Origin of the sequence: Thermocatellispora tengchongensis, assembly GCF_014202315.1 — a bacterium.
GTDB lineage: Bacteria > Actinomycetota > Actinomycetes > Streptosporangiales > Streptosporangiaceae > Thermocatellispora > Thermocatellispora tengchongensis.
The window spans coordinates 162,646-175,662 of the sequence record NZ_JACHGN010000011.1 but is presented as its reverse complement, the minus strand read 5'-3'; the positions used below and the strand labels follow the sequence as shown (position 1 = coordinate 175,662).

Sequence of the window (13,017 nt, the reverse complement as noted above, 5' to 3'; positions counted from 1 at the left end):
ATCGCCTGCGTAGACCTCATCGCCTGCGTAGACCTCATCGCCTGCGTAGACCACATGGCCTGCGGCGCGGCCCGGTCTCAGGCGGGGAAGGCGATGGTGCTCATCAACGCGTTGGCCTCCTGCCTGGAGTCCAGGCGCGTGTGCTGGACGACGATGGGCACGTCGCTGGTGACGACCAGGCAGTAATCGGTGCCGGCGGGGATCGGCTCCGGGTGCCTGAGGTCGTTGACGCGCTGGTGGAAGGCCCGCCGCGGGGCGACGGTGAGGACGAAGGGGCCTGCGGGGTCGCGGTCGGTGAAGTAGACGTGCACCTCGACCCGGGCCTCGGTGTCTCCCGAGTTCAGCATGCAGATGCTGTCGTGGCTGGTCATCTCCGGCTCGGGCCCGTTGCTGCGGGGTGGGATGTAGCCGTCGGCGACGACCCAGGTCGTGGATCCGAGGGCGGTCGGGCGTGGGCGCATCGGCTTCCTTTCGAATCAGGAGGAGGGTGTCAGAAGTCGTTCGCGCCCCGGGCGGTCAGACCGCCGTCCACGTGCAGATGGCTGCCGGTGACGTAGCTGGACTTGGGGCCGAGCAGCCAGTCCACGGCCTCGGCGATCTCCTCGGCCCGCGCGAGCCGGCCGAGGGGGATCTGGGTCCGCGCGCGCTCCGCGATGTCGTCGCGCCCGCCCGCGGCGACGTCGAGCAGGGGAGTCGCCGTGGCGCCGGGGACGACGCCGTTGACGCGGATGCCGGATCGCGCGTAGTCGATGGCCAGGGCCCTGACCAGCGCGGAGATCCCGCCTTTGGAGCTTCCGTAGGCGCTGTTGGATCCACCGGCGAAGCCCACGAACGCCGACGGTGACGAGACGCAGACGACGGACCCGCAGAGCCCTTCGTCCAGCAGGAGCCGGATGGCGTCGCGGCAGGTGAGGAAGGTGCCGGTGAGGTTCACCCCGATCACGTGCGTCCATTCGGCGAGCGTGGTCTCGTGCGCCTTCCGGGCGATCTCGACGCCGGCGTTGGCGACGATCCGCGTCGGGACGCCGAGGGTGGCGCGGCACCGCGCGAAGGCGTCGGCGACGTCGGCCTCGGAGGAGATGTCGGCGGTGACGGCCAGCACGTGCGGGGCCCCGCGTTCCTCCGCCTCCGCGGCGGCCCTCGCCACGGCGGGCCCGTCGATGTCCAGCAGCGCGAGGGGCCGCCCGGCGGCGGCCTGCGACAGCGCCACGGCCCGCCCGATGCCGGAGCCCGCGCCGGTGACCAACGTGATGTCGTTGCGCATCGTCATCTGTCTTTCGGATGGAAGGGTGTGCGGGTGGGACATGCCCGGTCAGGGGTGGGTGACCCGCTGGACCTCGCCGTCCATGTCCTCGAGCTCGCGGTTGGTCGTCTCGGGCACGCCGAAGTAGACCAGGAGCCAGGACAGCACCGCCATGACCGCGTACACCGCGTAGCTTCCGGGCAGGGAGACCTCGCGCATGGCCGGGAAGGAGAGGTTGAGCGCCACACCGGAGAACCAGTTGACCGACGCCGCCAGCGCGAGCGCGACCCCCCGGATGGCGTTGGGGAACATCTCTCCCAGCAGCACCCACACGACCGGGCCCCAGGAGACGGCGAAGCACACCACGAACGCGTTCGCGCCGATCAGGGTCAGCGGCCCCCACGCTCCGGGGAGCGTCAGCTCCCCGCCGGCCGTGACGGACATGGAGAACCCCACGCTCACCAGGACGAGGCTGGCCGCCATGCCGGCCGAGCCGGCGAGCAGCAGGCGGCGGCGGCCGACCCGGTCGATGAGCACGATCGCGGCGATCGTCGCCACCACGTTGACGACCGAGCTCAGGACGGACAGGCCGAAGGAGGCGGATTCGCCGAATCCCACCGACTTCCACAGGGAGCTGGAGTAGTAGAAGATCACGTCGATGCCGACCAGGGCCTGGAGGGCGGCGATGCCGGCGCCGACCCAGACGATCGGGAGCAGCCCGGTCCGGCGGGAGAGCAGGTCCCGGAATCGGGGACGGCGCTCGCGGCGAACGGTGGCGTCCATGCGATCGACGTCCTGCCCGGCCTGGTCGAGGGGGATCCCGTGCAGGCCGGCCAGCACGCGTACCGCCTCCTCCCGGCGGCCACGGGCGGCCAGGTAGCGCGGCGACTCGGGGATCCGGAGGGAGAGGATCCCGTACAGGAGCGCCGGGACCACCCCGGCGATGAACATCCACCGCCATGCCGGGAGTCCCAGGAACAGCTCGGCGTCCGCTCCGCCGAGCACGGCGGCGATGAGGGAGTCGGACAGGAGCGCGGCGAAGATCCCCAGGACGATCGCCATCTGCTGGAGCGAGGAGAGCCTGCCGCGGATGGAGGCGGGGGCGATCTCGGAGATGTAGAGCGGGCCGAGGACCGTGGCGTACCCGACGGCGATCCCGGTCAGCAGGCGCCATGCCGTCAGATCCCAGAAGCCCGAGGACAGCCCGCACCCGATCGCGGAGACGACGAAGACGAGGGCGGCGACCCCCATGACCCTGGTTCTCCCGATGCGGTCGGCCATCCAGCCGGCCAGCAGTGCTCCGGTGGCGGCGCCGAACAGGGTGATGGCCACGACCACGCCGAGACCGACCGAGCTGAGCCGGAAGTTCTCCGTGATGGCGTCCACGGCGCCGTTGATGACGGCCGTGTCGAAGCCGAAGAGGAAGCCGCCGACGGCCCCCGCGGCGGATATGACGACCACCCGGCGGGGCGATCCGCCGGTCGTGGAGCCGGGAACGGCGGCAGCCGTGTGCTGGCCGGACATACGCTTTCCTTACTTCTCGCGCGGTCGGGGTGGATCAGTGAGGGCCGGTGCCACCGCAGGCCGTACGGCCCGCGGCCCCTTCCGGCCGGTCACGGCCGGAGCAGGGCGGCGGCGTCGGTGTAGCGGGCCAGCGCCTCCGGGTCGAGGCGGATCCCGAGGCCCGGGGCGTCGGGGATGGCGAGCATCCCGTCGGCGTCGAGCCGCCAGGGCTCGGTGGTGATGGCGTCGACGTACGGCGATCCGGTGACGTACTCGACGAGGTCGGTGCCGGGCAGCGCCGAGGCGAGCTGCAGGTCGGCGGCGAGCCCGACGGCGGTGTTCCAGCCGTGGGGGATGAGCCGCACCCCGTGGTCCTGGGCCGCCCACCCGATGCGGCGCTGTTCGCTCAGGCCGCCGACCTTCGTCACGTCCGGCTGGACGATGTCGAAGGCCCCGGCCTCCAGCCAGGGGTGGAAGCTCTGCCGTCTGGTCAGCACCTCCCCGCCCGAGATCGCCACCGGGGCCTCCCGGCGCAGGTGCACGTAGTCGTCCAGAGCGTCGGGGCCGAGCGGCTCCTCGAACCAGGCGACGCCGTAACGGTCGAGCATCCGGGCGGTGCGCAGCGCCCACTTGTAGCCGTTCGACCAGGCGCTGTCGCTGCCGCCCGCGTCCACCATGAGCATGGCGCCGGGCCCCACGGCCTCGCGGGCGGCGGCGACGATCCGCTCGTCCAGGTCCTCGCCGACCCGCCCGAAGGGGCCCCAGCCGATCTTGAAGGCCGTCCAGCCCTGTGCGGCCAGACGCCCCAGCCGTTCGGCCAGGACCTCCGGCCGGTCCATCAGGAGGGACGCGTACGGGCGGACGCGCTCGCGGTACCGACCGCCCAGCAGGCGGCCGACGGGCTGGCCGGTGACCTGGCCGAGCACGTCCCACAGCGCGATGTCGATCCCGCTGATCGTGTGCGTGACCGTCCCGCCGCGGCCCAGCCAGAACGTGGCCCGGTGCAGGCGCTCCGACACCCGCTCCGGCTCCGTCGCCTCCTCGCCGATCAGCAGCGGGCGCAGCACCTCAAGGGCGCCGCGGACCAGCGCCTCGCTGGTGAACACGCTGCCGATGCCGATGGGCCCCTCGTCGGTGTGCACCGCGACCAGGGTGTGGACGACGTCGTCGCTGGTGAGTTCCTCCTGCCACCCGCCCGCCGGGGTGGCGCCCCGCAGGCCGGCTGCACGGATGTCACGGATCTTCATGGGTTCCTGATTCGTTCGGGAAGGGCTCCGGAGCGGCGGCTCGGGCCGCGCCGGTGGATGGTCGGTGAGCGGACGGCCCCTGATGGCCGGGTGCCGGGCCCTTCTAAAGGATGTGCGTCGATGGCGCGGCTCGGGATGAGCCGGGCCTCTCCCCGGTCGCTCTTCGGCCGAAGGGCCGGGGAGGTGATGTGGACCATAATCCGGCGGATGGCAGATGGTCAACCATCTGCCATCTGGATCGGCTATCGTAGGGGCTCGACGCCCGCACCCGGCGGGCCCCGCGTCCAGGGATGGGAAGCACGTGACGAGCTCGATGCCGACATCGACGCCACCGGCGTCACGGCGGGAGTGGATCTTGAACTGGCTCCGGCAGGCCATCGCGTCCGGCGAGATGAAGCCGGGCGACCGCCTGGTCGAGCGAGAACTGTCGGCCCGCTCCGGAGTCAGCCGCGGCCCCGTCCGAGAGGCGATCATGATCCTGGAGCAGGAAGGGCTGGTGGTGACCCACCCCTACCGGGGCGCCGAGGTCGCCGGGATCTCCCAGCGCGAGGTGCGCGAGGTGCTGGTGCCGATCCGGCTGACCATCGAGCGCTTCGCGTTCCGCGAGATCGCCGAGAGCCGCCCGCCCGAACTGCTCGCCCGTCTCGAACGGCTGGTCGAGCAGATGGCCGACGCCGCCGCCAGCGGGGCGCCCCCCGAGCGCCTGGCGGACCTCGACGTGGCGTTCCACGAGGCCGTCATCGCCGCGAGCGGGCACACCCAGGCGCTGCAGATCTGGCGCACGATCCAGCCCCGCGTGCGCGCCTACTTCGTCCGGGACGCCCCCTCGCACGCGTCCCCGCAGGAGATCCCCAGGCAACACCGGGCGCTGCTCGACGCGTTGCGGTCGGGCACGGCCGAGGAGGTGGACCGCGCCGCCATGGAGCACATCGAGACCTATCTCGGCGACGACCCGCCGCCGAACGCCCCCGCCTGAGGGGCGGGAACCGTCGCCTTCCCGCGAGAACCACGCCTGGGTGCCGGCCGGCTCGTCCGTGGGCGCGCTCCCATACCCGAAGAGAGCGCTTTCTCCTATCCTTGGGGAATGGAGCTAGCGGAGATCCGCACCTACCCCATCAAGTCCACCAAAGGCATTCCCCGTCCATCCGCCCAAGTCCTCCCCTGGGGCCTGGAAGGGGACCGCCGCTGGGCCGTGGTGGACCCGATGGGAGAGGTGATCTGGGGGGGCGAACACCCCCGGCTCCTCTCGGTTTCGGCCGTCGAGACCCCCGAAGGCGGCCTCCGCGTGTCGGCGAAGGGCATGGGCGAACTCAAGGTCCCCCCGGCCACCGGCGACTGGATCCCCATGGGTTCCTCCGCCCTCCCCCGAGGAGCCGTGCTCGCCCACGCCGACGCGCATGAATGGTTCACCCGCCTGCTCGGCAAGCCCGCCCGCCTCGTCCGGCTGGACGACCCCGGAGACCGGGCCATCACCGGGGAACAGGGCGGCCTCTGGGACGGGCCCCTCCTGCTCGTCTCCCGGAGCTCGCTCCGGCGCCTGGACGACTGGATCGCCGAAGGCGCCATGGAACGCCAGGAGCACCCCCTGGACCCCCTCGACATCGCCCGCTTCCGGCCCAACGCCGTCATCGACGGCGCGGAACCCTTCGCGGAGGACGCCTGGACGTCGGTCCGCATCGGCGAGATCGACTTCCGGGTCTCGGAGTTGTGCGACCGCTGCGTCGCCACCGTCTGGGACCCGGCCACTCAGGAGCGCGGCGCGGAACCCCTGAGAACCCTGGCCAGACACCGCCGCTGGGACGGGAAGACCTGGTTCGGCATCCGCCTGGTGCCCAGGAACCTCGGCGAGCTGAGAGTCGGCGACGAAGTCCGGCCAGGCTGGACCGCCAGGGAGCGGCCGGGCTGACGCGTACGGCGGCCTGGCGGGCCCTGCGCGCATCGGCGATGCTGTGACGCGTGCAGTACGTGTCCATAGTGTGCCGCGACCGCCCGCGGGGCTCGTGGACGAGGTCGCCATGGACGTCGTGCCCGTGGTGTTCGGGGCCGGCAAGCGCTACTTCGGATCGGTCGGCACACAGCACCTGCTGGAGGACCCCGATGTGGTGATCCAGGGCAACCGGGTGCTCCACCTGCGCTACCGGGTACGCCGATGACCGATCCGAGCGAGTGCGCGGGGCACATGCCGGTAGGGGGACCGCCTGCGGGCGGCCCCCGTCACGGAACGGCTTCGCCGGCGCCCGAGCCCGCCCGGGGCCGCGGCGAGATAGCAGCCGGTGGCCGGCGGGCCCTCCTCGCGGCGTGCACCGCCGCCTCGCCGTCGGCTACCAGCGGCGCGTTTCGGCGAAGAAGCCGGGGACGGCCACGGCGGTGCCCGCCTGGCGGGCCTGCTCCAGCGCGTACGCTCCCACCGCGATATCGAGGACGCCGAGGCCGAACGGCGAGAAGATCACCGGACGGTCGCCGCCCAGGGCGACCGTGCCGTCCAGGACGTCGGCCAGGGTGCCGGTTATGAAGTCGCGGTTGCCGGTGGCCTGCTCGGCCAGGTGGGGAGAGGTGTTGGCGTTCAGGCAGTGGTCCACGTCGTCGAGGATGTTGGCCGACTCGCAGATCACCTCGGGGGAGATGTCGCGCAACGAGATGTTGAGCACGACCTGTCCTGGCTTGAACGGCGTGTGCACGTACGGGACGCTCGCGGTGGTGGTGAACACGACCGTGCCGGCTGCCAGCGCGGCGTCCAGGTCCGGGGTGAAGGACGCGTCGGCGCCCAGCTCCCGGCGCAGGTGGCCGACGAGCGCGTCACCGGACTCCTCGTGCAGGTCGTGCACCAGGTAGCCGTCCGGCCGTACGCCGGCGGCGTGGAGGTAGTCGCAGACGTTGCGGGCGATGACGCCCGCGCCGATCACCGAGACGGTGGTGCCCTCGTAGCCGGCCGGCCGCAGCGCGGTCGCGGCGACGGCGGCCGACGCGGCGGTGCGGGCCGAGCTGATGGTCGCCGCCTCCAGGCAGGCCACCGGGTAGCCGGTCCGGTAGTCGTTGAGGATGAGCACCGCCGACGCCCGGGGCAGCCCGGCGGCCGTGTTGGCGGGGAAGCTGGAGATCCACTTGATCCCGGCGAGTTGCGTGTCGCCGCCCAGGAAGGCGGGCAGGGCGATGATCCGGGCGTCCGGCTTGTCGGGGAAGCGGAGGAAGTAGCTGTTGGGGTTGATCGTCTCACCGGCCTTGTGCTGCTCGTAGGTACGGCGGACCAGGTCGATGACGGGCGCCCGGTTCTGGCGCAGGATCTCGTGCACGACCGGGCCGGGGACCATGGTGAATTCCATCGGGCGACTCCTTGATCGGTTCGGGGTCAACTGGCGACGGTGAGGCAGGCGTGGGCGCGTAGCAGGCCGGGGGCCGACGGGTCGGGCGCGACGCGTACGGCGTCGTGGCGGCCGGGGGGTGCCGGGAGCCGGGGCGCGTGCCGGACGACCAGGGCGGCGACGTCCGCGAGCAGCCCGTCCAGCACGGCCTCCGCCAGCAGGTGGTTGACGTGCACCAGGTAGTCCCGCAGCGTCAGCCCGGCGGTCGCGACGTGCACGTACGCCGTTCTCGTGCCGCCGCCGCCCAGCGGCACGCGCAGGGCGCCCGCACCGGTCACCGGGGTCGTCCCGGCGAACGGGCGCAGCATCCGCCGCAGGGTGGCGTGCCCGGCGAGCCGGCCGGGGCCGTACCAGGCGATCGCCCCGTCCGGCGCCACGACGTCCGGCGGGTGGCGGACGGCGAGGTTGCGCGGGTCCCCGGCCAGGAAGACGGTCCGGGTGAAGTTGCCGTACCAGAGCGGCCCCGCGGTCCCGGCGGCGGCCCGGCGCGCGAACGCGACCGCCGACCGGATGAACGTCTCCGGGGCGGCGTCGCGCACCACCGCGACCGCGCCGAAGCCCGGGTCGCCGCCGCCGGGGGGCAGCAGGCGCACGGCCCGGCCGATCCGCTCGTCGAACCGGGCGCGCAGGTCGGACTGGGTGAGCACGGCGGCCTCAGCCGGGGATGAGCGCATCGAGTTCCGCCCTCAGCTCGGCCGGGGACGCTCCGCCGGCCGCGATCCGGTGCACCCGCACCGGTCCCAGCGCCGCGAGCGCCGCTTCGTACCCCTCCCGGATGCGGGCGAGGGAGCCGTGCCGCTCGTGCAGTTCCGGCGCCCCGTCCCGGGCGCGGACGCGGCGCAGCGCCTCGGCGACGTCGATGTCGAGGAAGACCGCGATGTCGGGCAGCGGCGTGCCGAGGCGTGCGGCCAGCGCGGTGGCGCGGTCGCCGGGCGGCAGGTCCAGCAGCGCCACCAGCTCCCCGGCCACCGTGGCGAGGTCCGGGACCCGACCGAGGCGCCGGCCCAGCGTCTCGCACCAGGCCAGCGCCGCGGCCACGGCCTCCTGGTCGAGCCCGGCGAGCTGCTTGCGCACCTGCTCGGGCCGGTCCGGGCCGGCGACGCCGGCGATGGCGCGGCGGTAGAGGGGCAGGTAGGCGAGCCCGTCGATCACCGGATGCCGCTCGCTGATGACGACCCGCGCCCCCAGCTCGCCGGTGAAGAAGCGCTCGGTGACCGCGTACGTGCACATCTGCAGGTACAGCACGGCGAGCTTCAGGTCCGGGCCGCCCAGCCGGTCCGCCTCCCGGGACAGGAGGTCCAGGTGGCGCGACAGGCGGTGCAGCGGGCCGTCGGGGTTCTCGTGGGCGCGCAGGCAGGACAGCACGGCCCGGCCCTCGCCCGCCTGCTCGCCGGACGGACCGCCGGCGAGCAGGCGGGCGAGGGTGGACTTCCCCGACCCGTCGATGCCGACCAGGGCGACACGGCGGATCGGGCTAGGCGGGTGAGCGGACACCTACGGCCTCCCCGGCATGGTCCTCGATCTCCAGCAGGCGCAGGACGGTGGGCACGACATGCCTCAGGAACGGCAGCTCGCGGTGGGTGTGCGCCATCAGGTAGAGCTGCAGCCGGGTCACGGCGAAGTCCCACAGGGCCAGCCGGAACCCCTCCCGCCAGACGGCGGCGTCGGGCGCCGCGCCGCCCGCGGCCACGACCGCCTGGCGGTGCAGGGCGACCAGCTCCGCCACCTCGTGCTCCCCGGCGTCGCCGGGCAGCACGTAGGCGAGCAGGTCCACCAGGTCGCGCTGGGGGACGTGCAGGGTCGCCAGCTCCCAGTCGTAGGCGACCAGGCTCAGGTCGCCGGCGCGCAGGGCGATGTTGCGCGGGTTGAAGTCGCCGTGCACCAGGGTGCGCGGCATCGCCTCGATCCGCGCCCACCACACGGGGATGTCGTCGATGACCCGGCGCAGCCTCCGGGCGGCGGTCTCGTCCAGCAGGCTCGGGTGCTCGGTACGGTTGTGCTCCAGCAGCGCGTGCCACAGCTCGCGCATGGCGGCCATGCGCGCCGCGGTCTGGCACTGTCCCACCAGCCCGGAGCCGAGCAGGTCGGCCTCCCGGCCGAGCCAGGCGGCGTGCACGGCGGCGAGCCCGCGTACGGCCGCCGCGACGTGCCCGGGTTCCCAGAGCCCGGGGTCCTCGGCGGTGTCCTTGAGGATCACGTCCGGGCCGAGCCGCTCCATGACCAGGACGTACAGCTCTCGGGACGGGTCCTCGTGCACGCCGTACGCACGGGGGAGCACGCGGCGCAGCGCCGGGTCGGGCGAGCGGTAGACGGCGAGCTCGCGGGTGTGCAGGTCCCGGAACCCGGTCCAGTCGCGCCAGCGGGGGTAGACCTCGGCGAGGCGCCCGCCGCACAGCGAGGCCAGCTTGGCCGCCTCGATGATCACTTCCTGGTCCAGGGGCTTGACCTTGAGCACCAGATCCAGCGTGCCCTTCCGCCCGCCGGCCTCCCACGAGGCGCGCACCGGCAGCACGCCGAGGAGCTTGCGGCGCTCGCCCTGGGCGGTGAGGTCGGTGATGATGCTCGGCCCCGCGGCCTCCTCCGGCCAGGTGACACCGGTGACGGCCAGGTCCGGCGCGTCCAGGGAGGCGGCGAGCAGCGGCTGCAGGAGCGGCGCGCCGAGATCGGCGCGGGTGGCCCAGGCGACCCTGCGGGGGCGGCCCAGCCGCTCGTGGGCGTCGGCGAACTGGCCACTGGCGACGGCGGCCAGCGTGGACAGGTCGAGCGCGAGCGCGAAACCGCACACGATCTCGGCGAAGCGGCGCGCCCCGGCGTCGCCGCGACACCCCAGGGCCTCCAGGTAGTCGCGCTGGTGCGGCAGCCCGGTGCCGCCGCCGACGGTCCCGGCCACCAGGTTCGGCAGCACCAGGGTCGCGCGCAGGCCGGCGCCGTCGGGGTCCACGGAGAACTGCGCGGCGCCGGACTCGTACACGCTGGCGATGTCCTGGCCGGTCGCCACGAACATCGCCGCGATGACGTTGGCGGCGTCGATGTCGAACCCCGGCATCCCGGCGTGCTGGGCGGCGACCACCCCGATCCGGTAGAACCGGTCCATCGCCTCGGGGGTGGTCTTCAGGACGGCGCGCAGGGTGTCCGGGTCGAGCACGCACTCGGCGATCACCCGGATGCCGCGGCCCGCGGTCATGTTCAGGTGGCTGAACTTCTTGTCGCCGCTCAGGTTCCCCTCGACCCCGAACAGGGTGGGGCTCGGTCCGGGCGGCACGCAGAGCCGGTCGAGTATCCACCGGCAGGCCCGCCAGGTGGCTGCGGTGGTCATGTTCTGCCCGCCGGCGTCGGCAGTCTCGTACACGAACCGCACGTGCACGGTACGGCCGAGCTGCACCGGGTCCAGCTCCACCAGCCGGGAGTGCGCCGACACCCGGGCGGCCTCGGCGGCCAGCTCCGCGTGGTGGCCGGTGATCCGGTGGGCGAACTCGGCCGCCTCCCCGAGCCCGGCGAACTCGAAGAAGGGCGCGCGGACCATGCGCTGCCCGACGGCCCGGGTGACCACGCCGCCCGCGCGGGTGATCGCCCGCGCGCCCCGCGCCGCCGACGCGACCAGGGCGCCCTCGGTGGTGGCCAGGGGCGCGGTGACATGGCCGCGGGCGTGCTCCCCCGCGAACAGCATCGGCCCGGCCAGGCCGACGGGGACCTCCACGCAGCCGACGAAGTTCTCCAGGTTGCCCGGCAGCGACCGCGCGTCGATCGAGGTGGCGTCGAGGGAGCGCAGGGCGGCCCCGGTCGTGGCGCGGAACCAGCCCAGCCTGGCCCGCCTGGCCCGCTCGGTGTACTCGCCGCGATACGGCATCTCCGGCATCTCCGGCGGCGGCTGGGGCACCTCACTCATCGTCGGCTCCTTCCGTGATGCGCGCCCACAGGCCGGGCGACGAGGGGAAGACGCGGTCCTTGACCCGGGGAGGCCGCTCGCCCGCCTCCACCCGGCGGCGGAACTCGGCCGAGAAGGCGTCGAGCGGCACCGGGCGCAGCCGGGGCGCGGCCAGCGCGCCGTCCTTCCGCGCCCGCGCGTAGCCGGGCGACTCCCGGCCCAGCTCGGCGTCCAGGGCGCGGGCGAACGCGGCCAGGTCGGGGGCCGGGGGCCGGTCGCGGAAGGCGACGGCCGCCTCGTGGGCGGGCGGGCCGTCCGGCTCGGGGGACACCCGGACCATCAGGTTCGCCGGGGCCGTGCCGGTCGCGGTCGCGGCGGCGGCCGTCGCCCGCAGGACCTGCGACTCGCGCAGCCGCTCCCCGGCCGCGGAGAGCACGCCGTACCGGCAGGAGTACTCGATCCGGGGGGTCGCGCCGGCGAAGCCGGCGACCCTGACGACGTCCCGGGTCGCGCACCGGTACAGGCCCCCGGCGTGGGAGAGCACCACGTGGTACTCGCGGCCGTCCTCCAGCTCGTGCGCGAGCAGGGTGGGCCCGGTGGGGTCGATGTCCTCCTCCGCCGGGACGAACTCGTAGAAGCAGGAGGTCAGCATCAGCGGGCCGCCCGTCGGATAACCGTCGGCCGGGACCGCAAGCGGCCCCTTCGAGCCCCCGGCCGGGACCGCAAGCGGCCCCTTCGAGCCCCCGATCGGGACCGCAAGCGGCCCCTTCGAGCCCCCGATCGGGACCGCAAGCGGCCCCTCTGAGGACCCGATCGGGGCCGGGAGCAGTCGCGCGCCCGGCCCGTAGTCGGACAGCAGGCCGGGCAGGTACAGCCGGGCGACATAGGTGGTCCAGGTGAGCAGCACCTCCAGCCGGGGCCACACGTCACCCGGGCGCAGCGTGCCGCGCCGTGCCGCGATCTCCTCCAGCTCCTTGGCACGCGCCGGGTTCGGCTCGCGGAACGGCACCCCGCCCAGCGTGCCGTCGTGGATCTCCTTCACCATGCGCGGCCACCACAGGCGGAGCTGGTACGGCAGCGCCGCCGCGATGGCCGGGTTCACCGTGAAGACCGCGCGTACGTCGTGCTCCGCCGCGAGCCGCACCCGCAGGTAGGTGCGCTCCCAGGGGCCGGAGTCCCGGAACCGCTCCGGCAGGTCGCTCCACGGGGCCCGGTTGCCGAGCCCGACGGCCAGCTCCTCGCCGATCCGCCCGTAGTCGAGCTGGCTGGGGCCGATGTGCGGGCGTCCCGAGGCGGTGCGGGCGGTCGGCGAGTGCGGGTCCTGCCACAGGTTGAGCACGGCGTCGTCCCGCTCGACCAGGGTCCGGTGCCGTTCGGCCACCTGCGCCAGCCCGGCGAAGTAGAAGGGCAGGAAGCAGCGGAACAGGTAGCCGCGGGTGACGGGGATCTCCTTCTCGGCGCCGGTGGTGCCGCTGCTGGCGAAGAAGGCCATGGGCTCCTCGGCCGTGAGCACCCCCTGCTCGCCGGCCGCGATGCGCCGCAGCCAGGGCGCGAACTCCTCGTGCCCGCGGATGGGCGTCGCCCGGCGGTAGTCGTCCGCGTCGCGCACCCCGGCGAACCCGTGCTCGCGGCCGAACGCCGTGTCCCGCGCCGCCGCGACCAGCTCGCCGAGCACGGCCGCCTGCGCGGCGGCGGGCGCGTCCAGCGCGCTCAGCAGCGCGTTCTTCTCCTTCAGCACCCGCCGCAGGTAGGCGTCGGCGCGCTCTGCGGGGGATCGGTCGGTGCCCATGTGCAGCCCCG

12 protein-coding genes are annotated in these 13,017 nt (G+C 73.9%); 3 read left to right on the top strand and 9 right to left on the bottom strand.

The window, feature by feature from the left end; all coding sequences use genetic code 11:
• Window positions 1-77: 77 nt before the first annotated feature.
• From HNP84_RS25690 to HNP84_RS25675, 4 genes are all read right to left on the bottom strand, one after another.
• Complete coding sequence (locus HNP84_RS25690; RefSeq protein WP_185052462.1) at window positions 78-461, bottom strand: sensory rhodopsin transducer; 384 nt, start codon at window positions 459-461, stop codon at window positions 78-80.
• A gap of 29 nt (window positions 462-490) precedes the next feature.
• Window positions 491-1,270 carry an SDR family NAD(P)-dependent oxidoreductase gene (locus tag HNP84_RS25685; RefSeq protein ID WP_221336737.1) on the bottom strand — a complete coding sequence of 260 codons (780 nt, stop codon included), beginning with the start codon at window positions 1,268-1,270 and terminating at the stop codon, window positions 491-493.
• Between the two features lie 42 nt (window positions 1,271-1,312).
• Window positions 1,313-2,767: a sugar porter family MFS transporter gene (locus HNP84_RS25680; protein WP_185052461.1), complete on the bottom strand. Its 1,455-nt coding sequence runs from the start codon at window positions 2,765-2,767 to the stop codon at window positions 1,313-1,315.
• 89 nt (window positions 2,768-2,856) lie between these two features.
• Window positions 2,857-3,993, bottom strand: a complete 1,137-nt coding sequence (locus HNP84_RS25675) for a mandelate racemase/muconate lactonizing enzyme family protein (protein ID WP_185052460.1) — start codon at window positions 3,991-3,993, stop codon at window positions 2,857-2,859.
• Window positions 3,994-4,348: 355 nt separating this feature from the next.
• Between HNP84_RS25675 and HNP84_RS25670 the strand changes: the two genes are divergently transcribed.
• From HNP84_RS25670 to HNP84_RS25660, 3 genes are all read left to right on the top strand, one after another.
• On the top strand, window positions 4,349-4,969 hold the full coding sequence (locus HNP84_RS25670; protein WP_221336736.1) for a GntR family transcriptional regulator: 621 nt from the start codon (window positions 4,349-4,351) through the stop codon (window positions 4,967-4,969).
• A gap of 108 nt (window positions 4,970-5,077) precedes the next feature.
• Window positions 5,078-5,899 carry an MOSC domain-containing protein gene (locus HNP84_RS25665; protein WP_185052459.1) on the top strand — a complete coding sequence of 274 codons (822 nt, stop codon included), beginning with the start codon at window positions 5,078-5,080 and terminating at the stop codon, window positions 5,897-5,899.
• A 70-nt stretch (window positions 5,900-5,969) separates the two neighbouring features.
• Complete coding sequence (locus HNP84_RS25660; protein ID WP_221336735.1) at window positions 5,970-6,146, top strand: dihydrofolate reductase family protein; 177 nt, start codon at window positions 5,970-5,972, stop codon at window positions 6,144-6,146.
• Window positions 6,147-6,314: 168 nt separating this feature from the next.
• On the opposite strand, the gene sbnB is transcribed toward HNP84_RS25660, so the two are convergent.
• Genes sbnB through HNP84_RS25635 form a run of 5 tightly spaced genes read right to left on the bottom strand, consistent with a single transcriptional unit; the run spans window position 6,315 to window position 13,006 of the window.
• Window positions 6,315-7,313, bottom strand: a complete 999-nt coding sequence (gene sbnB / locus HNP84_RS25655) for a 2,3-diaminopropionate biosynthesis protein SbnB (protein WP_185052458.1) — start codon at window positions 7,311-7,313, stop codon at window positions 6,315-6,317.
• 26 nt (window positions 7,314-7,339) lie between these two features.
• Window positions 7,340-8,026 (bottom strand): DUF6182 family protein, encoded by a 687-nt coding sequence (locus tag HNP84_RS25650; RefSeq protein ID WP_185052457.1) that lies wholly within the window; start codon window positions 8,024-8,026, stop codon window positions 7,340-7,342.
• On the bottom strand, window positions 8,007-8,846 hold the full coding sequence (locus HNP84_RS25645; RefSeq protein ID WP_185052456.1) for a hypothetical protein: 840 nt from the start codon (window positions 8,844-8,846) through the stop codon (window positions 8,007-8,009). Before HNP84_RS25645 ends, HNP84_RS25650 begins: the two co-directional genes overlap by 20 nt.
• Complete coding sequence (locus HNP84_RS25640) at window positions 8,827-11,238, bottom strand: hydroxymethylglutaryl-coenzyme A reductase family protein (protein WP_185052455.1); 2,412 nt, start codon at window positions 11,236-11,238, stop codon at window positions 8,827-8,829. The genes HNP84_RS25645 and HNP84_RS25640 overlap by 20 nt, the downstream gene beginning before the upstream one ends.
• A complete protein-coding gene (locus HNP84_RS25635) occupies window positions 11,231-13,006 on the bottom strand; it encodes a GH3 family acyl-acid amido synthetase (protein ID WP_185052454.1) in 1,776 nt (591 codons plus the stop codon). Before HNP84_RS25635 ends, HNP84_RS25640 begins: the two co-directional genes overlap by 8 nt.
• Window positions 13,007-13,017 lie beyond the last annotated feature (11 nt).

Bases quoted from the DNA above. Each gene is read 5' to 3' on its own strand.
- HNP84_RS25690 (WP_185052462.1), bottom strand. From the start codon at position 461: ATGCGCCCACGCCCGACCGCCCTCGGATCCACGACCTGGGTCGTCGCC.
- HNP84_RS25685 (WP_221336737.1), bottom strand. From the start codon at position 1,270: ATGACGATGCGCAACGACATCACGTTGGTCACCGGCGCGGGCTCCGGC.
- HNP84_RS25680 (WP_185052461.1), bottom strand. From the start codon at position 2,767: ATGTCCGGCCAGCACACGGCTGCCGCCGTTCCCGGCTCCACGACCGGC.
- HNP84_RS25675 (WP_185052460.1), bottom strand. From the start codon at position 3,993: ATGAAGATCCGTGACATCCGTGCAGCCGGCCTGCGGGGCGCCACCCCG.
- HNP84_RS25665 (WP_185052459.1), top strand. From the start codon at position 5,078: ATGGAGCTAGCGGAGATCCGCACCTACCCCATCAAGTCCACCAAAGGC.
- sbnB (WP_185052458.1), bottom strand. From the start codon at position 7,313: ATGGAATTCACCATGGTCCCCGGCCCGGTCGTGCACGAGATCCTGCGC.
- HNP84_RS25650 (WP_185052457.1), bottom strand. From the start codon at position 8,026: ATGCGCTCATCCCCGGCTGAGGCCGCCGTGCTCACCCAGTCCGACCTG.
- HNP84_RS25640 (WP_185052455.1), bottom strand. From the start codon at position 11,238: ATGAGTGAGGTGCCCCAGCCGCCGCCGGAGATGCCGGAGATGCCGTAT.
- HNP84_RS25635 (WP_185052454.1), bottom strand. From the start codon at position 13,006: ATGGGCACCGACCGATCCCCCGCAGAGCGCGCCGACGCCTACCTGCGG.